Annotated in this window: 21 protein-coding genes and 1 riboswitch; of the genes, 15 read left to right on the plus strand and 6 right to left on the minus strand. The window is 71.8% G+C overall.

What is annotated here, in order from left to right; all coding sequences use genetic code 11:
- Positions 1 to 31 precede the first annotated feature (31 nt).
- Complete coding sequence (locus OG700_RS33590; RefSeq protein WP_405620219.1) at positions 32 to 1,249, minus strand: erythromycin esterase family protein; 1,218 nt, start codon at positions 1,247 to 1,249, stop codon at positions 32 to 34.
- Between the two features lie 69 nt (positions 1,250 to 1,318).
- On the opposite strand from OG700_RS33590, the gene OG700_RS33595 reads away from it, so the two are divergent.
- Entirely contained in the window at positions 1,319 to 2,149 is an 831-nt protein-coding gene (locus OG700_RS33595; RefSeq protein WP_405620221.1) for a TioE family transcriptional regulator, read from the plus strand.
- A 74-nt stretch (positions 2,150 to 2,223) separates the two neighbouring features.
- Here OG700_RS33595 and OG700_RS33600 read toward each other — a convergent pair whose 3' ends face one another.
- Positions 2,224 to 3,450 (minus strand): MFS transporter, encoded by a 1,227-nt coding sequence (locus OG700_RS33600; RefSeq protein WP_405620223.1) that lies wholly within the window; start codon positions 3,448 to 3,450, stop codon positions 2,224 to 2,226.
- Positions 3,451 to 3,582: 132 nt separating this feature from the next.
- Here OG700_RS33600 and OG700_RS33605 point away from each other — a divergent pair, with 132 nt between their 5' ends.
- Positions 3,583 to 4,767, plus strand: a complete 1,185-nt coding sequence (locus OG700_RS33605; RefSeq protein ID WP_405620225.1) for an ROK family transcriptional regulator — start codon at positions 3,583 to 3,585, stop codon at positions 4,765 to 4,767.
- Between the two features lie 77 nt (positions 4,768 to 4,844).
- Here the strand turns inward: OG700_RS33605 and OG700_RS33610 are convergent, their stop codons facing one another.
- The gene (locus OG700_RS33610) at positions 4,845 to 5,591 is read right to left on the minus strand and encodes an SDR family oxidoreductase (RefSeq protein ID WP_405620227.1); all 747 of its coding nucleotides are present in this window, start codon (positions 5,589 to 5,591) and stop codon (positions 4,845 to 4,847) included.
- Between the two features lie 190 nt (positions 5,592 to 5,781).
- Positions 5,782 to 5,912, plus strand: a riboswitch (FMN riboswitch).
- Between the two features lie 164 nt (positions 5,913 to 6,076).
- Between OG700_RS33610 and ribD the strand changes: the two genes are divergently transcribed.
- The 10 genes from ribD (at position 6,077) to OG700_RS33660 (ending at position 14,917) form a co-directional block, all read left to right on the plus strand.
- Positions 6,077 to 7,213: a bifunctional diaminohydroxyphosphoribosylaminopyrimidine deaminase/5-amino-6-(5-phosphoribosylamino)uracil reductase RibD gene (ribD, locus tag OG700_RS33615; RefSeq protein ID WP_405622177.1), complete on the plus strand. Its 1,137-nt coding sequence runs from the start codon at positions 6,077 to 6,079 to the stop codon at positions 7,211 to 7,213.
- Positions 7,214 to 7,831, plus strand: coding sequence for a riboflavin synthase (locus tag OG700_RS33620; protein ID WP_405620229.1), 618 nt, complete (start codon positions 7,214 to 7,216; stop codon positions 7,829 to 7,831).
- Between the two features lie 83 nt (positions 7,832 to 7,914).
- Positions 7,915 to 8,505, plus strand: a complete 591-nt coding sequence (locus tag OG700_RS33625; RefSeq protein WP_405622179.1) for a nicotinamide riboside transporter PnuC — start codon at positions 7,915 to 7,917, stop codon at positions 8,503 to 8,505.
- Entirely contained in the window at positions 8,502 to 9,791 is a 1,290-nt protein-coding gene (locus OG700_RS33630; RefSeq protein ID WP_405620231.1) for a bifunctional 3,4-dihydroxy-2-butanone-4-phosphate synthase/GTP cyclohydrolase II, read from the plus strand. Before OG700_RS33625 ends, OG700_RS33630 begins: the two co-directional genes overlap by 4 nt.
- A gap of 40 nt (positions 9,792 to 9,831) precedes the next feature.
- Positions 9,832 to 10,317, plus strand: a complete 486-nt coding sequence (gene ribH / locus OG700_RS33635; protein ID WP_405620233.1) for a 6,7-dimethyl-8-ribityllumazine synthase — start codon at positions 9,832 to 9,834, stop codon at positions 10,315 to 10,317.
- Between the two features lie 34 nt (positions 10,318 to 10,351).
- Positions 10,352 to 10,621, plus strand: a complete 270-nt coding sequence (locus OG700_RS33640; RefSeq protein WP_078079905.1) for a phosphoribosyl-ATP diphosphatase — start codon at positions 10,352 to 10,354, stop codon at positions 10,619 to 10,621.
- A 129-nt stretch (positions 10,622 to 10,750) separates the two neighbouring features.
- A complete protein-coding gene (hisG, locus tag OG700_RS33645) occupies positions 10,751 to 11,599 on the plus strand; it encodes an ATP phosphoribosyltransferase (protein ID WP_405620236.1) in 849 nt (282 codons plus the stop codon).
- Positions 11,600 to 11,613: 14 nt separating this feature from the next.
- Entirely contained in the window at positions 11,614 to 12,135 is a 522-nt protein-coding gene (locus OG700_RS33650) for a PH domain-containing protein (protein ID WP_405620238.1), read from the plus strand.
- 182 nt (positions 12,136 to 12,317) lie between these two features.
- The gene (locus OG700_RS33655; RefSeq protein WP_405620240.1) at positions 12,318 to 13,811 is read left to right on the plus strand and encodes a hemolysin family protein; all 1,494 of its coding nucleotides are present in this window, start codon (positions 12,318 to 12,320) and stop codon (positions 13,809 to 13,811) included.
- A complete protein-coding gene (locus OG700_RS33660) occupies positions 13,808 to 14,917 on the plus strand; it encodes a hemolysin family protein (RefSeq protein ID WP_405620242.1) in 1,110 nt (369 codons plus the stop codon). The genes OG700_RS33655 and OG700_RS33660 overlap by 4 nt, the downstream gene beginning before the upstream one ends.
- 28 nt (positions 14,918 to 14,945) lie before the next feature.
- Here OG700_RS33660 and OG700_RS33665 read toward each other — a convergent pair whose 3' ends face one another.
- The gene (locus OG700_RS33665; protein WP_405620244.1) at positions 14,946 to 16,856 is read right to left on the minus strand and encodes an AAA family ATPase; all 1,911 of its coding nucleotides are present in this window, start codon (positions 16,854 to 16,856) and stop codon (positions 14,946 to 14,948) included.
- A 372-nt stretch (positions 16,857 to 17,228) separates the two neighbouring features.
- Positions 17,229 to 17,858 carry a uridine kinase gene (locus tag OG700_RS33670; protein WP_405620246.1) on the minus strand — a complete coding sequence of 210 codons (630 nt, stop codon included), beginning with the start codon at positions 17,856 to 17,858 and terminating at the stop codon, positions 17,229 to 17,231.
- 215 nt (positions 17,859 to 18,073) lie between these two features.
- Between OG700_RS33670 and OG700_RS33675 the strand changes: the two genes are divergently transcribed.
- Together OG700_RS33675 and OG700_RS33680 are read left to right on the plus strand one after the other, a co-directional pair.
- A complete protein-coding gene (locus OG700_RS33675; RefSeq protein ID WP_405620248.1) occupies positions 18,074 to 19,477 on the plus strand; it encodes a peptidase C39 family protein in 1,404 nt (467 codons plus the stop codon).
- A gap of 118 nt (positions 19,478 to 19,595) precedes the next feature.
- Positions 19,596 to 20,252, plus strand: coding sequence for a TetR/AcrR family transcriptional regulator (locus tag OG700_RS33680; protein ID WP_405620250.1), 657 nt, complete (start codon positions 19,596 to 19,598; stop codon positions 20,250 to 20,252).
- 75 nt (positions 20,253 to 20,327) lie between these two features.
- On the opposite strand, the gene OG700_RS33685 is transcribed toward OG700_RS33680, so the two are convergent.
- Positions 20,328 to 21,572, minus strand: a complete 1,245-nt coding sequence (locus OG700_RS33685) for a glycoside hydrolase family 18 protein (protein ID WP_405620252.1) — start codon at positions 21,570 to 21,572, stop codon at positions 20,328 to 20,330.
- Between the two features lie 352 nt (positions 21,573 to 21,924).
- On the opposite strand from OG700_RS33685, the gene OG700_RS33690 reads away from it, so the two are divergent.
- Positions 21,925 to 23,100: an acyl-CoA dehydrogenase family protein gene (locus OG700_RS33690; RefSeq protein WP_405620254.1), complete on the plus strand. Its 1,176-nt coding sequence runs from the start codon at positions 21,925 to 21,927 to the stop codon at positions 23,098 to 23,100.
- Positions 23,101 to 23,180 lie beyond the last annotated feature (80 nt).

Raw genomic sequence — 23,180 nt, forward strand, 5'->3', positions numbered from 1 at the left:
CCGGTCTCGGGTGGGTGCCAACCGACAGGCCCTAACTCTGTGGGACGTCCTTGAGGAACACGATCCCGTCGTACGAGGTCAGGTGGGCCGGGTCGAGCGGGAAGTAGCCGAAGTAGGGGGACACGCGGGGGGCGGGCGGTGTCTCGCCGATGGTGTCGGCCAGCAGGGCGGTGTCGACGAGGCAGTGGTCCTCCGGGAGCGCGTACAGGAGTCCTTCGACGGTGTCCGGCGCCGGTACGTCCACCTCCTGGTGCCGCATCGTGCCGATGCCCATGGCCAGGAAGCCGTACTCCTCGCCCAGCCGGGCGCTCACGATCGAGCCGGCGCCCCACCACTCCACCGGCCCCTGCCACATCCGCATCGAACTCTTCTCCCGTTGGAGATGGGCGTTGTGGGCGTGGACCAGCACCGGGCTCCGTTCGGCGAGGGCGAGGAGGTTGTCGGCCATCATCTGGTCCCGCACGCCCAGCAGCCGCGTCATGCGGCCGGGCGAGGAGTCGGCCATCCAGAAGTGGTAGCGCAGCAGGCCGATGGCGGTACGCCCGTACAGGCGCGCCCGGTCCCAGTCGTCCCGCGAGGTCGCCGCGATCAGGTGCGGCGTCTGCGCGTCGAGCAGCGCCACCAGATCGTCGGCGAGCAGCCGCAGTTCGTACGCCTCGGCCGACTCCCCCGTGGACGCGGACGGGTCCGTCATCGCGGCCTGATCGGTCCACCGGCCGTCCGCGCCGAGCAGGCGGTCGAGCGATTGAGCGGTGCAGGGGAGCAGTTCCGGGTCCAACTGGGCCGTGAGGTAGCCGTGGAGTGCGGTGAGGGCCTTCCGGGGACTCTCCGCGCCGGTGATCTCCAGCGGGCCGTCGAAACCGGCGAAGCGGAGCCGCTCGGACGCGGGCCGTCCTTCGTTGTCGGCGCGGACGTTGTGGTCCCGCATCCAGCGCACGAGTTCACGGTTGGCTGCGGACGCGCCGAACTCGTGGCTGAATCCGTGCTCCATGACGTGGTCGAGGGTGCCTGTGCCCCGGGTGACGTAGTCGTCCACGACCAGGCCCCGCACACAGTCGCTCTCGATCGTGATGGTCCGGTAACCCTCCTCCTCCACGAGCTGCCGGAAGAGTTCGTTGCGAAGGTCGAGCGGAGCGTCCACGCCGTGGGTGGGCTCGCCCAGGGCGAGCAGCCGCGGCCGGAGCGGAAGCAGCCCCATGACGGCGGCGGCCTCGACGGCATGGACGGCGTTCTTGATGTCTGTAACCATGCCTTAAACGGTATCGTTGAACACCCGGTTGAGACTTTTCCGCGCAGGATCCAGGATATCGTGGGTCCTGTGGCACAAAACCTTCAAAACGGCGGGCAGCTGAGGCCGATCGACCTGGCGCGCGGGCACGGTCTGTCCACGCAAGCCGTCAGGAACTACGAGGAGGACGGCATCCTGCCGGCCGCCGCTCGCACCCCGCACGGCTACCGCACCTACACCCCGCAGCACGCGCGGGCCCTGGGCGCGTTCCTGGCCCTGGTGCCCGGCCACGGCCACCGGACGGCGACGTCGATCATGCGGGCCGTGAACGAGGGCGCGGCCGACGAGGCGTTCCGCCTCATCGACGAGAGCCACGCCCAACTGCTGGACGACCGGCGGACACTCCAGGCCGTGGAGAGCGCCCTGCGCGACCTGGCGAGGACCACCGCGCCGGAACCCACCGCGCCGGAACCCACCGCGCCGGAACCCGGCGCCGCGGTGTCCGGCGCCGCGGTGTCCAGGCCCGGCGGCACGTTCATCGGTCCGCTGGCGGCGGAGCTGGGAATCCGGCCCGCGACGCTGCGCAAATGGGAGCGCGCAGGGCTGGTGCGCCCGCGCCGCGACCCGCTGACCGGATACCGGGTCTACGACGAGGCCGACGTACGGGACGCCCGGCTGGCCCACCAACTCCGGCGGGGCGGCTACCTGTTGGAGCGGATCGCGCCGCTGCTCGCCCAGGTGCGGGCGGCGGGGGGTCTGGAGCCGCTGGAGGCCGCGCTGCGCGACTGGCGCGGCCGGCTCTCCGCCCGGGGGCGGGCGATGCTGACCGGGGCCGCGGAACTGGAGGCGTACCTCCGCGAGCACGAACCCGAGCACGAGCACGAACCCGAGCGCGACCCCGGCCGCGCACCCGAGCGCTGAGGCGCCGTCCGGCCCCCTTCGGGCCGCGCACCCAATCGCCGCACCCGGTCACCGCACCACCACCTCGGGGACGTTCAGTCCTGCTGCACGGCGGGTGCGGGCTCCCCCGAGCCCGCACCGGCCGCCGGAGCCACCCGCCGGTCCCCGGTCCTCAGCACGCTCGCACCCAGCACCAGCCCGAAGGCCAGCAGGGTCACCAGGCTGAACGAGACCACCAGCGACGTCGCGTCGGCCACCGCGCCGATCGCCGAGGGGGCGATCAGCCCGGACGTGTACGTGATGGTCGCGACGCCCGCGATGGCCTGGCTGGGATTGGGCCCGCTGCGCCCGGCGGCGGCGAAGGCCAGCGGTACGACGACCGCCACCCCCAGCCCGACCAGGGCGAACCCGCCCATGGCGACCAGCGGACCGGGCGCGAGGACCACCAACGCGCCGCCGAGGGTGGCGGAGACGCCGCCCACCCTGACGCACCGCACCGCGCCGAACCGGTCGACCACCCGGTCGCCGAGCAGCCGCGCGATGGCCATGGTGAGCGCGAAGGCCGTGGTGGACGCGGCGGCGAGACCGGGGGATGTGTCCAGTACGTCCTCCAGATACACCGCCGACCAGTCGAGGCTCGCGCCCTCCGCGAAGACCGCGCAGAAGCCCACGGCGCCGATGAACAGAGCGGACTTGGGCGGCAGGGCGAAGCGCGGCGGTGGCTCGTCGTCCGGCGTGCTGCGCAGGTCGAGCACCCACTTGCAGGCGATCAGGCCCGCGGCGGTGAGGACGAGGGCGGCGATCAGATGGTGCACGCGTGCGTCGCTGTCCATGTGGGCCGCGAGCGTGCCGCCGGCGGAGCCGATCAGGGCGCCCATGCTCCACATGCCGTGCAGGCCGGACATGATCGACTTGTCGAGCCGGTTCTCGATCTCCACACCGAGCGCGTTCATCGCGACGTCCGACATGCCCGCCGTGGCGCCGTAGACGAAGAGCGCCAGACAGAGCGTCAGCAGGTTCGGGGCGAGGGACGGCAGCGTGAGGGCGAGCGTCCAGAGGGCGAGCAGTCCGCGCAGCGCCGTACGGGCGCCGAAGCGGTGACTGATCGCGCCGGCCAGCGGCATCGTGATCGAGGCGCCGATCGCCGGGAAGGCGAGCGCGAGGCCCAACTGCCCCGCGCTCAGGCTCGCGTGGTCCTGGATCCAGGGGATGCGGGTCGCGAAGCTGCCGGTGACGGAGCCGTGCACACAGAAGACCGCGGCCACGGCCATCCGCGCCTGACGCAGTCGTTGTTTGTCGAAGACCGGAGGTCCAGTCGGCATGCGGAATCGTCCTCCCCGTATGGCGCGCCGGCGCCGTTCCAACAGTGCGGCAGTAAACTATCAGGAACCCTGCCTGATAAATAGGCGGCAGTATGGGCAATGAGATCCGCAGCGATCTGGAAGGATCCACGCATGGCCGCATCCCCGAGCACTGCACGGGCCATCAACGACCGCCTCGCCCTGGAACTCCTCCAGGACGAAGGCCCGTTGACGGCGGGGCAGCTCAAGATACTCACCGGGCTCTCCCGGCCCACCGTCGCCGACCTCGTGGAGCGGCTGCAAGGCTCCGGCCTGGTCAGGGTGGTCGGCGAGGCCGGCGGCAGCCGCCGCGGCCCCAACGCGCGCCTGTACGGGCTGGTCGCCGACCGGGCCCACCTCGCGGCGCTCGACGTACGGACGCAGAGCGTCGCCGTCGTCGTCAGCGACCTCCTCGGGGCGACCCTCGCCGAGGCGGTGCTCCCCATCGGCAGCGACACCGGCATCGAACCGGCCGTCGAGGGCGCGGCGGCCCTGCTGGAGCGCACGGCCCGCGAAGCGGGCGCCGTACGGCTGCACAGCGTCGGCATCGGCGCGCCCGGCCTGATCGACCCGGTGACCGGCGAACTCCGCGAATCCACCGGAGTGCCCGCCTGGCACCGCAGACTTGTCGCCGCGCTCCAGGAACGCCTGCCCGCCACCGTCCTCGTGGAGAACGAGACCAATCTCGCCGCCGTCGCCGAACAGCGCGTCGGCGCCGCCCGCGATCAGGGCGCGGGCACCTTCGTACTGCTGTGGCTGGGCTTCGGCGTGGGCGCCGCGCTCGTGCTGGACGGCAAGGTCCGGCGAGGCGCGTCGGGCGGCGCCGGCGAGATCGGCTTCCTGCCCGTGCCGGGGACCTCGGCGCTGCCCTCGGCCACCGGCTGCGACGGCGGGTTCTACACGCTCGCCGGCTCGGCGGCCATCTGTGAACTCGCCGCGCGCCACGGTCTGTTCGCCGCCCCCGGCCCGCAGGAGCCGCCCGCCGCGGCCGTCGTGCGCGCCGCGCTCACGGCGGGCGCCGCGGGCGACGCCTTCCTCGATGCCCTCGCCGCGTCGCTCGCGGTCGGCGTCGCGGCCATCAGCGCCGTACTCGACCCGGGCAGGGTGGTCCTGGGGGGCGAGGTCGGCCAGGCGGGCGGTGCGGCGCTGGCATCGCGCGTCGAGGCCCGCCTGGCGGAGATGTCCCCCCTCCGTACGGAGGTTGTGGCGAGTTCCCTGGGAGGCGCGGCCGTGCTGCGCGGGGCGCTGCTCACGGCGCGGGACGCGGCCCAGAACGAGCTGTTCGCCCCACCGGTCTGACGGCGGCGGCGTCCTTCCGCCACCCCGAACCGGCCCACCCGGATCCCCCCTTCACACCTTGCGCTCACACCTTGCGCTCACACCTTCCGCGTCGCCAGGAAGTCCTCGAACGTCTCCTTGCCCACGGCCCGTTCGGGCGTCAGATGATCGCCCCGGCGGTAGCCCGCGTACGCCTTGCCGAAGAGCGGCATCGCCAGCAGCCGTCGCCGGTGGCCCGTCGCCCGCAGATACGCCTCGGCCAGGTCCTGGAGCGTGCGGACCTCGGGCCCCCCGAGGTCGGGCACCCGGCCCGACGGCGGGCGCGTGGCCAGGTCCGCCAGTCGCGAAGCGACCTCCGCCGAGCCGATCGGCTGGAGACTGACCTGCGCGGGCAGCAGGGCGGCCAGCGGCAGTTTCGTCGCGCCCTCCAGCATCCGCAGCACCAGGTCGTGGAAGTGGGTCGTGCGCAGAATCGTCCAGCCGAGCCCCGAATCCTCGATCATCCGCTCGACGATCCGCTTGGTCCGGAAGTAGCCGAGCGGCAGCCGGTCGACCCCGACGATCGAGATGCAGACGAGATGCGGAATCGCCGCCCGTACGGCCGCCTCCACCAGATGTGCCGCCGCCCTGTCGTCACCGCCGCGCTGCGAGGAGGCGCAGTGGACGACCACGTCCACGCCCCTCAGCGCCTCGTCCAGCCTCCTGCTGTCGTCGTCGCGCAGATCGACGGCGTACGGCTGTGAACTGCGGCTCAGCACCCGGACGTTGTGCTCGTCCGTGCGCAGCCGGTCCACGACCTGTCTGCCGACTGTTCCCGTACCACCGGTCACGAGGATTGTTGCCATGGCCCAAGCCTGCCAGCGTGTGACGCACCGGGCGACGACAGGGTGCGACTCCGCGCCGCGGCGCCAGGTCACGCCCGTCCGCTCCGTGTCCGGATCGTCCGCCCCCGCCGCCCGGCGTCTGTGAGTCAGGGCACAGACCGGCCCTCGATGGCCGGCGATCAGGCGTGGCACACTGGTCGCGTACCAGCAGCAGCGCACTCCGGGGTCGGTGCAATTCCGAACCGGCGGTTACAGTCCGCGACCCGACCGCTTCCAGCGGCCGGTTGACCAGGTGAAACTCCTGGACCGACGGTGAAAGTCCGGATGGGAGGCAGTGCGCGGCGGGCCGTCACCGGTATGCCGCCGTCGGCGGATCGTCCTCGGGCGTTCCGTTCACCGGTCTTGGCGTCGCCGTGTGCGCTGCCCGTTTCTCTGTCGTCATCGACAGGCCCCGGAGTCCGTGCCCCAGAGGCAGGGAGGACCCGGTGGCCACCACCACGGCCGACATGGACGCCATGCGCCGAGCGATCGCGCTCGCCGCCCGCGCACTCGGCGCCACCAGCCCCAATCCGGTCGTCGGATGCGTGATCCTCGACGCCGCCGGACAGCCCGCGGGCGAGGGATTCCACCAGCGGGCCGGCGGCCCGCACGCGGAGGTCCACGCCCTGCGCGCGGCCGGCGGCCGGGCCGCCGGCGGCACCGCGTACGTCACCCTCGAACCGTGCGACCACACCGGCCGCACCGGGCCCTGCTCCCAGGCGCTCATCGCGGCCGGGATCGCCCGCGTCGTGTACGCGGTCGGCGACCCGGACCTCCGGGCGACCGGCGGCGCCGACACCCTGCGGGCGGCCGGCGTACGGGTCGAGCGGGGGCTGCTCGCCGACGAGGCCGAGGCGGGCAACGCGGCCTGGCTCACCTCCGTACGGCTCGGCCGCCCCCACGTCCGGTGGAAGTACGCCGCCACGCTCGACGGCCGGATCGCGGCGGCCGACAGCACCAGCCGCTGGATCACCTCCGCCGAGTCCCGCGCCGACGTCCACCGGCTGCGCGCCGGGTCCGACGCGGTCGTCGTCGGCTCGGGCACCGCACGCGCGGACGACCCGCACCTCGCGGTGCGCGGCGTCGAGGGCGCCGTCCAGCCGCTGCGGGTCGTCGTGGACACCGAGGCCACCGCCGTACGGCCGGGAGCCCGCGTCCTGGACGGTGCCGCGCCCACCCTGATCGCCGTCGCCGACGACGCGGACACGACGCACCTCAAGGCCGCCGGGCCGCCCGGCGGGGAACCCGTGGACGTCGTACGGCTGCCGCGCGCCGAGCGGGGTCTGTCCGTCCCCGCGCTGCTCGCCGAGCTGCACGCCCGCGGCGTCCGCTCCGTACTCCTCGAAGGCGGACCGACGTTGGCCGGTGCCTTCGTCGCGGCCGGGGCCGTCGACCAGGTCGTCGGCTATCTCGCGCCCGTCCTGCTGGGCGCGGGACCCGCCGCTCTCGGCGACGCCGGAATCACCACCCTCACGCGGGCGTTGCGTCTGCGGATGACCGAGACCGTGCGCGTCGGCCCCGATCTCCGCGTCACCGCCACACCCGAATCCGTCCCGGCGGCCGTCGCCGGAACAACGGCCGTGTCAACTCCCAAGGAGCGTTGAGTGTTCACCGGAATCGTCGAAGAACTGGGTGAGGTCACCGCCGTCGAGAACCTCGGCGACTCCTCCCGCTTCCGGCTGCGCGGCCCCGCCGTCACCGAAGGCGCCAAACACGGCGACTCGATCGCCGTCAACGGCGTCTGCCTCACCGTGGTCGACCTCGCCGAGGGCGAGTTCACCGCCGACGTGATGGCCGAGACGCTCGACCGCTCCAGCCTCGGCGCGCTCGCCCCCGGCTCACGGGTCAACCTGGAACGGCCCATGGCCGTCGGCGGCCGGCTCGGCGGACACATCGTCCAGGGCCATGTCGACGGCACCGGCACGGTCGTGGACCGCACGGCGTCCGAGCACTGGGAGATCGTCACGATCTCGCTGCCCGCCGACCTCACCCGCTACGTGGTCGAGAAGGGGTCCATCACCGTCGACGGCGTCAGCCTCACGGTGGTCGACGCGCGAGCGGACCACTTCACCGTCAGCCTCATCCCCACCACCCTCGCGCTGACCACCCTCGGCATCAAGAAGCCCGGCGACCCGGTCAACCTCGAAGTCGACGTCATCGCCAAGTACGTGGAGCGGCTGCTGACCTTCCCCGCCCCGGACGGTCAGGGGCCGGTCCGGTGAGCGCCCTGCCCTCCTGGCCGGACCTGCCATGGCTGAACGCGGAGGCGTTCACGGCCTTCGGCCAGCACATCATCTGGTCCGACATGATCGGCAACTCCATCGGCCTGATCGCCCTCGCACTCGGCTGGCGCCGCTCGATCCTGACCTGGCCCGCGCAGCTCCTGTCCGGCCTCATCCTGGTCGCCGCCTACGCCTCGGCACACCTCAGCGGCGGCGTCGGCAAACAACTCCTCGTCATCGGCGTGGCGTTGTGGGGCTGGCGGATGTGGCAGCGCGGCAGGCAGCGAGACACCGACGGCTCGATCGGCACCATCGCCGTACGGTTCGCCACCTGGCCCGAGCGCTGGCTGCTCCTCGGCGCTACGGCACTGGGCACCCTCGCCGTCGGCGCCCTGTTCACCGCCGTACCCGACCTGTCCTGGAACCCCTGGCCCGACGCGTACATCTTCGTCGGCACCCTCACCGCGATGGTCGCCCAGGCACGCGGCCTGGTGGAGTTCTGGTTCGCCTGGCTCCTGGTCGACCTCGTCGGCGTACCGCTCGCCTTCAGCAGCGGACTCGCCTTCTCCGGCTTCGTGTACGTCGTCTACCTCGGCCTCGTCCTGTGGGGACTGCGTGACTGGTGGCTGCGCACCCGCGTCTCCGCCCCGGCTCTGGAAGGAGCAGCAGCATGACCGCACAGCCCACCTGGTACTCCACCGACAACATCGAGGACTTCGCCCTCGACCCCGTGGAACGCGCGATCATCGACATCGCGGCGGGCCGGCCCGTCGTGGTCGTGGACGACGAGGACCGCGAGAACGAGGGCGACCTCGTGATCGCCGCCGAGAAGGCGACCCCCGAGATCGTCGCCTTCATGATGCGCGAGTGCCGCGGAATGATCTGCGCCCCCATGGACGGCGCGGACCTGGACCGGCTCGAACTGCCGCAGATGGTCGACCACAACACCGAGTCGATGCGCACCGCGTTCACCGTCACCGTGGACGCGACACCGGCCCACGGCGTCACCACCGGCATCTCGGCCGCCGACCGCGCCGCCACACTGCGCCTGCTCGCCGGCGACGCCGCCGGACCCGGTGACTTCGTCCGCCCCGGCCATATCTTCCCGCTGCGCGCCAAGCCCGGCGGGGTGCTCGCCCGCAACGGCCACACCGAGGCGGCGGTCGACCTGGCGCGCCTGGCGGGGCTGCGCCCGGCCGGGGTGGTCGTCGAGATCGCCGGCGAGGACGGCGTGATGCTCCGGCTGCCGGAGCTGATCCCGTTCGCGCGCAAGCACGGTCTGACGATCATCTCCATCGAGGACCTGATCGCGTACCGGCGTACGGCGGAGCCCACCGTCCGCCGCGAGGCCGAGATCAGTCTGCCCACGGCGTACGGCGAGTTCACCGCGTTCGGCTACCGGTCCACCGTCGACGGCGTCGAACACGTCGCCCTCGTCCACGGCGACATCGGCGACGGCGCCGATGTGCTCGTCCGGGTCCACTCCGAGTGCCTGACGGGCGACATCTTCTCCTCGCAGCGCTGCGACTGCGGCCCGCAGCTCCAGGCGTCGATGCGGCGCGTCACGGAGGCCGGCCGCGGCGTCGTGGTCTATCTGCGCGGCCACGAGGGACGCGGTATCGGCCTGCTGTCCAAGCTGCGCGCGTACGAACTCCAGGAGCGCGGGCGCGACACCCTCGACGCCAACCTGGAACTCGGTCTGCCCGCCGACGCGCGGGACTACGCGGCCGGGGCGCGGATCCTCGACGACCTCGGCGTGCGCAGCCTGCGGCTGATGACCAACAACCCCGACAAGATCGACGCGTTGACCCGGCACGGCCTTGACGTGACAGCCCGCGAGCCCATGCCCGTCCAGGCGGGCGAGCACAACCTGCGTTACCTGCGGACCAAGCGGGACCGGATGGGGCACGAACTGCCCTGGCTGGACCCGGCGGCCACCTCGGCCTGCGGCAACCAGTAACCACCAGCCCCCATCGAAGTACCGGAACAACAGGAGAGACATGAGCGGCAAGGGTGCACCCGAACTGTCCGTCCGCAACTGCGGCGACCTGCGGGTTGCGGTCATCGCGGCCCAGTGGCACGAGAAGGTCATGGACGGACTCGTCGCCGGCGCCCTGCGCGCGCTGCGGGAACTGGGCATCGACGAGCCGACCCTGCTCAGGGTCCCCGGCAGCTTCGAGCTGCCCGTCGTCGCCAAGGTCCTCGCCGACCGCGGCTACGACGCCGTCGTCGCCCTCGGCGTCGTCATCCGCGGCGGAACCCCCCACTTCGACTACGTGTGCCAGGGCGTCACCCACGGCCTGACCAAGGTCTCGATCGACACCGGGGTCCCGGTCGGATTCGGCGTACTGACCTGCGACACCGAGGAACAGGCGCTGGACCGGGCGGGACTGGAGGGCTCCCGCGAGGACAAGGGGCACGAGGCCGTCACCGCCGCCGTCGCCACGGCGGCCACCCTGCGTACCGTCGCCGAACCCTGGCGCTGACGGCCCGGCCGGACCGCGTAGGCTAGGCGTCACCATGTCGAAGACGTTCGAGGAGCTCTTCACCGAGCTCCAGCAGAAGGCCGCCACGGGCGACCCCAGCACCTCCCGCACCGCCGAACTGGTGGACAAGGGAGTGCATGCCATCGGTAAGAAGGTCGTCGAAGAGGCCGCCGAGGTGTGGATGGCGGCCGAGTACGAGGGCCCCGAAGCCACCGCCGAGGAGATCTCGCAGCTGCTGTACCACGTCCAGGTGATGATGGTCGCCCGCGGGATCTCGCTCGACGACGTCTACTCCCATCTCTGAGCACCACCCTCATCGACGTACGGCTCCGGGCGCGCGGGCGCACAGCCGCGCCGCCCGGGTCCCACCCCGATCACCGTTCACCGTGCGCTCGTTCCCCCGCTGCCACGCATACGTAAGGAAGCCGCTCTCATGCTGCGTATCGCCGTCCCCAACAAGGGATCACTCTCCGGGGCAGCGTCGGCGATGCTCCATGAGGCGGGCTACCAGCAGCGCAAGGAGTCCAAGGAACTCGTCCTGGTCGACCCCGAGAACGAGGTCGAGTTCTTCTACCTCCGCCCGCGTGACATCGCGATCTACGTGAGTTCCGGCCGGCTCGACATCGGCATCACCGGACGTGACCTGCTGCTCGACTCGGGCGCCGGCGCCGAGGAGATCCTGCCGCTCGGGTTCGCCCGCTCCACCTTCCGCTTCGCGGCGAAGCCCGGCACGGCCGGCTCCGTCGCCGACTTCGGCGGGCTGACGATCGCCACCTCCTACGAAGGCATCGTCGTCAAGTACCTCGCCGACAAGGGCGTGGACGCCTCCGTCGTCCACCTCGACGGCGCCGTCGAGACGGCGATCGAGCTGGGCGTCGCGCAGATCATCGCCGACGTGGTGGAGACCGGCACCTCGATGCGCAACGCCGGACTCGAAGTCGTCGACGAGCCGATCATGAAGTCCGAGGCGATCGTCGTCCGCCGCAACGGCGCGGACGCCGACGATCCGAAGGTCCAGCAGTTCCTGCGCCGCCTCCAGGGCGTCCTGGTCGCCCGTACGTACGTGATGATGGACTACGACTGCCGCGCCGAGCACCTGGAGCGCGCCGTCGCCCTCACACCCGGCCTGGAGTCGCCGACCATCTCGCCGCTGCACAACGAGGGCTGGGTCGCCGTCCGCGCGATGGTCCCGGCCAGGGAGGCGCAGCGGATCATGGACGACCTGTACGAGCTGGGCGCCCGCGCCATCCTCACCACGGCCATCCACGCCTGCCGCCTGTGAAGGACACCGACCTGATGCCCGTGCCGGCCCCCCGCCCCGAACTCCCCGCCCTGCCCGCCCTGCCCGTGACGTTCCGGCCGAACGGCACCCGGGCCGTCCTGCTGTCCGTCGGCACGGTCATGCTCGTCGTCATCACGGCGATGTCCCTGCTGCTGGAGAAGCTGAACGCGGGCGAGCGCGTCAGCTTCGTCTTCGTCGGGCTGCTCTTCTTCGGCGTGCTGGTCCTGCTGAGCCGCCCCAAGGTCGTCGCCGACGACACGGGCGTCACCGTGGTCAATCTCACCCGTACCCGGCGGCTGGAGTGGGCGGAGATCGTCCGCGTCAATCTGCGGGTCGGCGACGCGTGGGTCTTCCTGGACCTGAGTGACGGCACCAGTCTGCCCGCGCTCGGCATCCAGCCAGGTGTCGCCAAGCAGAAGGCGGTACGCGACGCGCGGACCCTGCGCGCCCTCGCGGAGTCGCGCGGTACCGGCGCGGGTAAGGCGGCGGACACCGACAGCGCCACCGACACCGCCACGGACACCGGTCCCGCGTGAACATTGCGGTGCCCGTCCCAGTGGCTACCCTGGGGACGGAGGCGCCGAGCGCGCCCCGCCCCGCATCCGACGGCCGTGAGTACCGGCCCGCGGGGCATCCTGCGACCCGAGGAGTGACTCCCTCCAGCAATGGACGGATCATCCGGTAGTACCTGCGCCGCCGCCTTCGAAGAGGCGGCGGCATGACCATCCCCCTTCTGCTGCTCGCCGCGGCATTCCTTCTCATCCTCGCCAACGGATTCTTCGTGGCGGCCGAGTTCGGTCTCGTGACCGTGGACCGGCCGGACGCCGAGCGCGCGGCGGCGGCGGGCGACCGCCGCGCCCGCGCCGTCGTCCGCGCCCTGCGGGAGCTGTCCTTCCAGCTGTCCGGCACCCAGCTCGGCATCACCATCACCTCACTCGTCGTCGGCATGCTCGCCGAGCCCGCGCTCGCCCGGCTGCTCGACGGCCCGCTCACGGCCACGGGTCTCCCCGAAGGGGCCGTGCCCGGTGTCGCCGTGGTGATCGGCGTGCTTCTCGCCTCCGCCGTCCAGATGGTCATCGGCGAACTCGTACCGAAGAACTGGGCGGTCTCCCGGCCGTTGCAGGTCGCGCGCTTCGTCGCGGGACCGCAGCACCTGTTCGCCACCGTCTTCCGGCCCGTGATCACCCTGCTCAACACGGTGGCCAACCGGCTGGTGCGGCTGTTCGGCGTCGAGCCGACCGACGAGCTGGCCTCGGCCCGTACCCCCGGTGAACTGGTCTCGCTGGCTCGCCACTCCGCGCTGGCCGGCGCCCTCGAACAGGACACGGCGGACCTGTTCGTACGGACCCTGTCCCTCGGCCACCTCACCACCCAGCACGTCATGACCCCGCGCGTGAAGGTCATAGCGCTCCAGTCGGACGCGACCGCGGCCGACGTACTCAACCTGACCCGCGCCACCGGTCTGTCGCGCTTCCCCGTCTACCACGAGCGCATCGACGAGATCGTCGGCATGGCCCACCTCAAGGACGCGCTCGCCGTTCCCGCGCACGAGCGGCAGCGGGTGCCGGTCGGCCGGATCTGTGCGCAGGCCCAGCTCGTGCCCGAGACGCTGCCCGTGCAGCAGCTCCTGGAGCGGCTGCGCAGCGAACAGCCCATCGCCGTCGTCGTGGACGAGTACGGCGGTACGGCGGGAGTCGTCACCCTTGAGGACATCATCGAGGAACTGGTCGGCGAGGTTCTGGACGAGCACGACAGCGAGGGCGACGGACGGCCCGAACTCGCCTCCGTCGCCACCGACGACGGACGCCCCACGTGGGACGCCGAGGGCAGCTGCCGCGTCCTCACCCTCCAGCGGATAGGGCTCGAAGTGCCCGACGGGCCGTACGAGACGGTGGCCGGACTGGTCGCCGACCTGCTGGGCCGTATCCCCGCGCCGGGCGACCGGGCGGAGCTGCCCGGCTGGCGGCTGTCCGTCCGGCAGGTCGGGCGCTACCGGGCGGAGCGGGTGCGGATGGTGCGCACCGGCGACATCCCGGTCCCGGTCCCGGTCGCGGCCTCGGCCGCGTCGGCCGCCGTATCGGCCGAACCCCCGCCGACCCCGGCCGGAGTCCCGGCCACGGCGACGGTCACAGCGGCCGCCGCCGCGACGGTCGCCCCCGCTTCCGCACTCCCTTCCGCACCCGCCCCGGCGAAGGCGGAGGCGGCCCGGTGAGCGTCCTCCAGCTTCTCTTCGCCGTCCTGCTCGTCCTCGCCAACGGATTCTTCGTCGGAGCCGAGTTCGCGCTCGTCTCCGTACGCCGCAGCCAGATCGAACCCCTGGCCGCCCAGGGTTCGGCGCGCGCCCGGCAGGTGCTGCACGGTCTGGAGAACCTTCCGCAGATGATGGCCGCCGCGCAGTTCGGCATCACCATCTGCTCCCTGACGCTCGGCGCCGTCGCCGAGCCCACCGTGGCCCGTCTCCTCGAACCGCTCTTCCACGCGGCCCATGTGCCCGAGGGCCTGATCCATCCGCTGGGCTTCTTCGTCGCCCTCGCCGCGGTCGTCTTCCTGCACCTCGTCATCGGCGAGATGGTCCCGAAGAACCTCGCCATGGCCGCGCCGGAGAAGACCGCGATCTGGCTCAGCCCCGGTCTCGTCGGCTTCGCCCGGCTCTGCCGCCCCGTCACCGCGGCCCTCGGTGCCTGCGCCGGCCTGGTCCTGCGGGCCTTCGGCGTCGAGCCGAAGGACGAGGTGGAGGCCGTCTTCACCAGCGAACAGCTCAACCGCCTCGTGGAGGACTCCGGCCAGGCCGGTCTCCTCGAACCGGCGCAGCAGGAGCGGCTGGAGGACGCCCTGGAGCTGGGCTCCCGGCCGGTCACCGACGTCCTGCTCACCCGGGCCGGACTGGTGACGGTCACGCCCGCCGTCACACCCCGCGAGATCGAGGAGCTGACGGTACGCACCGGCTTCTCCCGCTTCCCGGTCTGCGCCGACAACACCGGGGTCTTCATGGGGTACGTCCACGTCAAGGACGTCCTCGACCTGGAGGAGCGGGAGCGCGCCGTACCGCAGCACGTCTGGCGGCCGATGACGACCCTGCGGGCCGAGCTGCCGCTGGACGACGCCCTCACCGTCATGCGCCGGGCCGCCACCCACCTCGCCCAGGTCGCCGACGCGTCGGGCCGGGTGCTGGGGCTCGTCGCGCTGGAGGACGTACTGGAAACGCTCGTAGGGGAGGTACGGGACCCGTCCCACCGGGCGGCGGCACGGCCGGTGCCGCTGCGCACCGCCGGTACCGCCGGCCCGCCCGACCCGTCGGACCAGGTCCTGGCGCACTGAGCGCCCGCCGCCCTTCTCGGCCCCCGGGTCAGGGGGGCGGCGGATCCACCGGCCCGCGCCCCCGGCCGGCCGGCCCCCGGCCCGACAGCACCTCGCCGTACGCCTGCATCAGATCCGGCAGCCGCAGCGTGGCCAGATCGTCGCGGCCCGGTGTGCTGCTGTAGCCCGAGAGCCGCAGATCGCGGTACGCGCAGCTCTTCTCGTACAGCGTGCGCAGGAAGCGGCCGTTGCCCAGCTCGTCGATCCAGCCCTGGTCGACCACGTGGCCGCTGATGCTGCGCAGCTCGTCCAGCGCCTCCTCATCCCACACGTCGTCGTTCTCGGCGGCCAGCACCTGGCCGATCGCGGTCAGTTCGAGGGGCCGGTAGCTCGGGAAGTCGACGCGCGTCGTGAAGCGGGAGGAGAGACCGGGGTTGGTGGCGAGCAGCCGGTCCATGCCCTCCGGGTAGCCGGCCAGTATCACCACGAGATGGTTCCGGTTGTCCTCCGCGCGCTTCAGCAGCACCTGAAGGGCCTCGTCGCCGTACGCGTCGCCCTTGCTGTAACCGGAGTTGGCGAGGCTGTACGCCTCGTCGACGAACAGCACCCCGCCGATCGCCGAGTCGATCAGCTCGTTCGCCTTCACCGCCGTCTGGCCCAGGAACTCCCCGACCAGATCGGCCCGTTGGGCCTCGACCAGATGGTCACCGCCGAGCAGCCCGAGCGCGTAGAAGACCCGGCCGAGGATGCGCGCGACGGTCGTCTTGCCGGTGCCCGAGGGCCCGGAGAAGACGAAGTGCCGCTTCGGCGGCTGCACGGGCAGCCCCTGGCCGGCCCGTAACCGCGCCATGTTGAGCTGTGCGGACAACGCCTTGACCTGGCGCTTCACCGGTTCCAGCCCGACCATCCGCTCCAGCTCGGCCAGCGCCTCGGCGAGCAGGGCCGGGTCGGTCGGGCGGTCGGGGAACTGCGGGGGAGCGGGCTGCGCCGGTACGACCGCCTTCTCGCGTATCCCGTCCGCCGGGTCCACCGGATCCGCCGGGACACCCACCCCGAAGGGGGACTGGCTGTCGACGCCCGGCCTCGGGTCGGGGTTCTGCGGGAACTCGCCGTCGGCCTGCGCGTCCAGTGTGTCCTGACCGAAGCGGGCGGGCGCGACCGACGCGAGACCGGCCGACTCGTCCGCTCCGTCGTACCCGTCGGAGTCGGTGATAGCCGCGAGCCGGGCGGCGGTGTCCATGAAGGTGGGGTCGATACGGTGCACGGCCCGGTACAGCGGCAGCGCGGCGGCGCTGCGCCCCGTCCCCTCGTGCGCGCGGGCCAGCCAGTAGCGCAGCTCCTTGCGCTGCGGCTGCTCGCTGCGGCAGCGCATCAGCGAGGTCGAGAGCAGCGGCTCGGCCTGCCCGTACATCTCAAGCCGGACCCGCGCCATACCGCCGAAGAGGCCCGCCTCGATGCCCAGCAGCGGGTCGTTGACGAGGGATTCGGTGTGGCGCACCAACTGGTCCCAGTCCTTGACCAGATAGGCGCGGCAGGCGTGCAGGAAGCGCACATGCGGGTCGGCGTCCACGGGCGGCAGCCCGGCGAGTGCCCGGTCCAGCTCGGGCACATGCCGGCCGTCGAGCCAGTGCGAGGCGTGCGCGAGCAGCAGATCGCGCCGGCTCTCCAGCACGGGCTGCACCCACCAGCCCAGCCAGTACCAGGAGTTGAGCGTGCGGCGGTGGCGCGAGCGCTGCTCGCCGAAGCGGTCACGGTGGCGGTACATGTGCAGCAGCGCGGTCGTGGTGTCGACCCGGAGCGCGTGCAGCCCGAGCCAGCCGTCGGCCATTCCGGGATCGAGCCGTACGGCCTCCCGGAACTCCTCCTCCGCCTGTGGATACGCCCCCATCGTGTAGGCATCCACACCACGCACCCACGCGAGATCGGCCGGGGCTTGAGCGCCCTGCGTGCCGATGTCCATCCGGCCCCCCACAAACCATGCCCCCGTGATGTCCCGCCGGGCGGGCGCCCGTCGGCAGAGCGTGCTGAACCACCTTGTCGTGGACGGGAATTGACCCTGACCAACCCACCAAGCGGCATCGTACCTGCGCAGAGGGTGCGCGACTAAGGGAGCGGCCGTCCCGCCCGCACCGGTGACCCAGGGTGATCGCTGAGTGGGAGACGGCGCCGGGAGGAGGCGAAGAGGGCAGAACGAAGCCCCCGATCACGGGGGAACAACCGGGGGCTTCGCGTCTGGGGGCGGCTCCGAAAAGCCGCACATTGAGAACGTAAGACCTGTCCCACCCCTTGGTCAAGCCGAGTTGAGGCACCTTCGAGGCTGATTTCCGACTGCTCAGTACGGTGGGGACAACCGGTCACCGTAGGTGACAGGTTCAACCTGTGGCGCTATCGCAGGAGTTCCAGGGAGCCACTTGTACCCCTGCTGCCACTCACGCACCAGAGCATCCGCGTACGGACGCGAGGGATCGGCCGCGAAATGGCGCGTCTCCGCCCGCGTCCAGCCGTCCCAGAAGGCCGACAGGTCCGATCCGTCGCGCTCGCGGCCCCGCCGCCAGGACTCCTCGGCGCCCCGGTCCATCCACAGCAGCCTCGCGAGCCACGGCCGCACCGCCGCCCGGCCCGCGCCCACCCCCTCGATCAGCACGACCGGCGCGGGAAGCAGCGGGCGGGGCGTACGGAAGCGCCGCAGCGTCCAGTCGTACGGCGCGTACCGCGCGGTCGCGCCCCGCGCGAGCGGACCGAGCACGTCGTCGGCGAGCCGCTCCGTCCAGTCGAAGAACGCGTCGTGTGTGGCCAGGTCGTCCAGGTGCAGCACGGGTGCGCCGCCGAGCGCGGCGGCGAGCCGCGCGGCGAAGGTGCTCTTCCCCGAGCCGGCGTGGCCGTCGACCGCGACCATCCGTACCGGGCCGCAGGAGGGCGGCAGCGCACGCAGGGTCAGGGCGGCTTCGGTGAGGTCGTCCACCCGGCCCACCCTACGCACGGGCGGGCCGGGACCCGGGCGGCCCGGGATCGGTGGCCGTCAGGCGCGGTCCGGCGCGGGCTCATGAGGTGTGTGCATGTCAATGGTGGAGACCAATATTGGTCCGGCGACGCGAGACGAATCGCTGGCCGAAGCCGTCCGGGACCCGCGATAGTTGACGGAACTGTCGTGCACCAGACCAGTGACCCGGGGGTCCCATGAACAGTCCAGCTTCCTCCCCGAACGGCCCGGCGTCGCGCCGTACGGTGCTCGCCACCGCCCTCGTCGCGGCCGGCGCCGGAGCGCTCTCCGCCGCCGCGCCCGCCCTGGCCGCCGCGCCCTCCGCACCGCCCGCCCGCTCCGGCCCTCCGGCCGCCCACCACCGAGCGGGCACCCCCGTGGACAACCGGTTCTGGAGCTCGTACACCGACTGGCGCGGCGGCAAGGCCAACGGTACGAAGGTCCTCTCCGGCAGCCGGTCCGGCCTGGTCATCGCCACCCCCGCGGGCAGCACCGACTACCTGGACCCGCACACCGGGAAGACCAGCACCTGGGAGTACGCGACCTGGACCTCGCCCGTCCACCGCTCCAAGGTCCCGGCCACCGAGGCGATCGCCTCCTGGAACGCGGAGACCCCCGCGGGCACCTGGATCCAGACCGAGCTGCGCGGCACCTACTCCGACGGCACGGCGACCCCCTGGTACGTCATGGGCCGCTGGGCGTCCGGCGACGGCGACATCCGCCGTACGTCCGTCGACGGCCAGACGGACGACCGCAGCACCATCTGGACCGACACGTTCGGCATCGACGACGTCGCGAGCGGCCTTCGCCTCGCGTCGTACCAGCTCCGCCTCACGCTCCACCGCAAGCCGGGCACGACGCTCACGCCCACGGTCCGGCGGGTCGGCGCGATGGCCTCGGACATCCCCGACCGCTTCACCGTCCCGGCCGCCGCGCACCAGATGGCGCGCGAGCTGACCGTGCCGCGCTACTCGCAGAACACGCACATCGGCCAGTATCCGGAGTACGACAACGGCGGCGAGGCCTGGTGCAGCCCCACCTCCTCGCAGATGATCATCGAGTACTGGGGCCGGAAGCCCACCGCCGCCGATCTGGCGTGGGTGAACCCGGACTTCGCCGATCCGCAGGTCTGCCACGCGGCCCGCTACACCTTCGACTACCAGTACGACGGCTGCGGCAACTGGCCGTTCAACGCCGCGTACGCGACGAGCTACAAGGACATGAACGCCGTCGTGACCCGGCTCGGCTCGCTCACCGACGTCGAGCGGCTGATCCGCGCGGGCATCCCGGTCATCACCTCGCAGTCCTTCCTGGCCGCCGAGCTGACCGGCGCGGGCTACGGCACCTCCGGCCACCTGATGACCGTGATCGGCTTCACGGCCGCCGGCGACGTGATCGCCAACGACCCGGCCTCGCCGAGCAACGCGGCCGTACGCAGGGTCTACAAACGCCGCGAGTGGGAGAACATCTGGCTGCGGACCAAGCGGTACAACGCCTCGGGCAAGGTGGTGTCCGGCACCGGCGGCGTCTGCTACCTCTACTGGCCCGTGGAGCCCACCGCCGCGCAGCGCAAGGCGCTTCAGGCCGTCGGCGTGCGCTGAGCGAGCCGTCCCACCAGCCCGGCCGGTCCGGCTTCTCCGCGCCGGCCGGGCCGGCCGCCGACAGCGGTCTGCGATACTTCGGATCCTCTGTGCCGGACGAGACTTGGGACACGCGGACGTGAGCGACAGGCAGCGGCGTGGCGAGAGCGAGCGGGCGCAGCAGCGCCGTTCCGAACTCATCGCCACCGGCCGGAAGTTGTTCGCGAACACGTCGTACGACGCGCTGTCGATGGACGACATCGCCCAGCACGCGGGCGTCGCCAAAGGGCTGATCTACTACTACTTCAAGAGCAAGCGCGGCTACTACCTCGCCATCATCGAGGACTCGGTGCTGGAGCTGGTCTCGCTCGCGTCGGGTGGCGGCGACCTGCCGACCACCCAGCGCGTACGGCGCACCGTCGAGGCGTATCTGCGTTTCGCCGAGTTCAACGAGGCCGCCTACCGGACGATCGTCACCGGTGGCGTCGGTTTCGACACCGAGGTGCAGGCGATCCGCGACACGGTGCGTACGGGACTGGTCGCCACCGTCGTCGAAGGCGCGTACGGCCGCGAGGAGATCCCGACGATCGCCGAACTCGCCCTGCTGGGCTGGCTCAGCAGCGTCGAGTGGCTGACTCTCGAATGGCTGGAGCACCGCGAGGAGCTGACCCGGGAGATCCCGCGCGATCTGCTGGTGCGGATGCTGCGGCACACGCTCGACACGATCGCGGAGTTCGCGCCTGAGTGCCCCGCACCCCCGCCGGACCCGGACTTCCACCCGTACACGGGCCGGTGACCGGTGCGTGGCCGAGCGCCGGACGGGGCGATGAGCCCGTCCGGCGCCCGAGGACGGGACAGCTGACCTGTCAGGTCAGTTGATCGCCTTGATCAGCTCACCGTCGGCCGTGTCGCCGCTGAGCTCCCAGAAGAAGGTGCCTCCCAGGCCCTGCTGGTTCTTGTACCGCATCTTGGTGCCGATGGTGGCGGGGGTGTCGTAGCTCCACCAGTTGTTGCCGCAGTGCGCGTACGCCGTACCGGCCACGGTGCCGTTGGCCGGGCAGCTGTTCTTGAGGATCTTGTAGTCCTCGATGCCCGCCTCGTACTTGCCGGGAGCCGCGCCCGTCGCCGTACCCCCCGGCTCGGACTGGGTGACCCCGGTCCAGCCGCGCCCGTAGAAGCCGATGCCGAGCAGCATCTTCTCGGCGGGAACGCCCTTGGCCTTCAGCTTGGTGATCGCCGCGTCGGAGTTGAAGCCCTCCTGCGGGATGCCCGGGTAGGAGGTGAGCGGCGAGTGCGGAGCCGTCGGACCCTGCGCGGCCCAGGCGCCGAAGAAGTCGTACGTCATCGGCAGGTACCAGTCGAGATACTGGGCCGCCGCGCCGTAGTTGGTGGCGTCGATCTTGCCGCCCTCGGACCCGTCGGCGGTGATGGCCGCTGTGACCAGGCTGGCGCCGCCGAATTGCGTACGGAGCGCCGACACCATGTTCGTGAAGGCGTCGGGCCCGCTGGTGTCGCAGGTCAGGCCGCAGGCGTTCGGGTACTCCCAGTCGATGTCGATGCCGTCGAAGACATCGGCCCAGCGCGGGTCCTCGACCAGGTCGTGGCAGGACTTGGCGAACGCGGCGGGGTTCTTCGCCGCCTCGCCGAAGCCGCCGGACCAGGTCCAGCCGCCGAACGACCAGATCACCTTGAGGCCGGGGTTCGCGGCCTTGAGCTTGCGCAGCTGGTTGAAGTTGCCGCGCAGCGGCTGGTCCCAGGTGTCGGCGACTCCGTCGACGCTCTGGTCGGCGGTGTAGGACTTCTCGTAGTCGGCGAAGGCGTCACCGATGGTGCACTTGCCGCCCTGGACGTTGCCGAACGCGTAGTTGATGTGCGTCAGCTTGGCGGCCGACCCGGAGGTCTGAATGTTCTTGACGTGGTAATTGCGGTTGTAAACACCCCAGTTGGCGAAGTATCCGATGACTTTCTCGCCGGCGGCAGTGGGGGCCGCCGGGGCCTTCTCCTGGTCCGCCGCCGCGGTACCGGCGCCGGCGAGCAGGGACACGCCGAGAACGGCGGTACACGCCGCGGCGATGAGCGCCCGGAAACGGGCGCGGGGACGGTGGGGTCCGAACATGAGGTCTCCTCGTGGGGAGGGAGAACGAGGTCCATGCCATTGACTTGGCATGAACGCGAAATGTGTTCACGGGGACGGTAGAAGGACTAGACCAGTGGGTCAATGGTTCGGACCAATTTCCCGGGAGCCGGGGCGAGGGCAGGGGCGAGGACCGGCCTCCCGTGACTGCACCCCGCCGATCGGGCATACTCAACGCGCCACAGCCGCTGGTCAGCCGCGCCCGTGATCCGGGAAGGCAGCATCGGCTGGGCAGTATTCCCGGTCCGGGGACACCCCCGGGCCCCGACCGGCGGCGCCGCCACACCCTGCGTGCGCGACCGCCGTAGTGCCCGACAGGGAGGAGAGCGCCGCCATGCCCGACCGCGCCCCGCGACCGGTGGAACGTCAGTTGCCCACCGAGGAGTCCAGGGACCTGCTCGCACTCGTACGCGACATCATTGAGCGGGAGATCGCCCCCCGGGCCGCCGAAGAGGAGGAGGCGGGGCACTTCCCCCGGGAGAACTTCTCCCTCCTCTCCGAATCGGGTCTGCTCGGCCTTCCGTACGACGGTGCACACGGCGGCGGCGACCAGCCGTACGAGGTCTACCTCCAGGTCCTCGAAGAGCTCGCCGCGGCCCGTCTCACCATCGGCCTCGGCGTCAGCGTCCACTCGCTGGCCTGCCACGCGCTCGCCGCGTACGGCACCCCCGGCCAGCGGGCCAAGCACCTCCCCGCCATGCTGGGCGGCGGCCTGCTCGGCGCGTACTGCCTCTCCGAGCCCGCCTCCGGCTCCGACGCGGCCTCCCTGTCCACGAAGGCCGTCAGGGACGGCGACGACTGGGTGATCACCGGCACCAAAGCCTGGATCACCCATGGCGGCGTCGCCGACTTCTACACCGTGCTCGCGCGCACCGGGGGCCAGGGCGCCGGCGGTATCTCGGCCTTCCTGGTGCCCGGCGACGCGGACGGGCTGGTCGCCGCCGCGCCCGAGAAGAAGATGGGCATGAAGGGCTCACCCACCGCCCAACTCCACTTCGACGGCGTCCGGATCGGCGACGACCGCCGGATCGGCGACGAGGGGCAGGGATTCGCGATCGCCCTCTCCGCGCTGGACTCGGGCCGCCTCGGGATCGCCGCCTGCGCCGTGGGCGTCGCCCAGGCGGCCCTCGACGAGGCCGTGGAGTACGCGACGGGACGCCGGCAGTTCGGCCGCCCCATCGCCGACTTCCAGGGGCTGCGCTTCATGCTCGCCGACATGGCCACCCGTATCGAGGCGGGGCGGGCCCTGTACCTCGCGGCGGCGCGACTGCGCGACGCGGGCCTGCCGTTCTCCCGGCAGGCGGCGATGGCGAAGCTGTTCTGCACGGACGCCGCGATGCAGGTCACCACGGACGCCATTCAGGTGCTCGGCGGCTACGGCTACACCGCCGACTTCCCCGTCGAGCGCTACATGCGCGAGGCGAAGGTGCTCCAGATCGTCGAAGGCACCAACCAGATCCAGCGCATGGTGATCGCCCGGCACCTCACGGGGCCGCCCGAGACCCGCTGAACTCCCGTCAGCCATACCGGCCCCGTCCGTCGGTCGCGGTCAACCGGCGGACGGATCAGGTGGGTTGACGAGTGGTCAGC

Source organism: Streptomyces sp. NBC_01508 (assembly GCF_045040315.1).
Classification (GTDB): Bacteria; Actinomycetota; Actinomycetes; order Streptomycetales; family Streptomycetaceae; genus Streptomyces.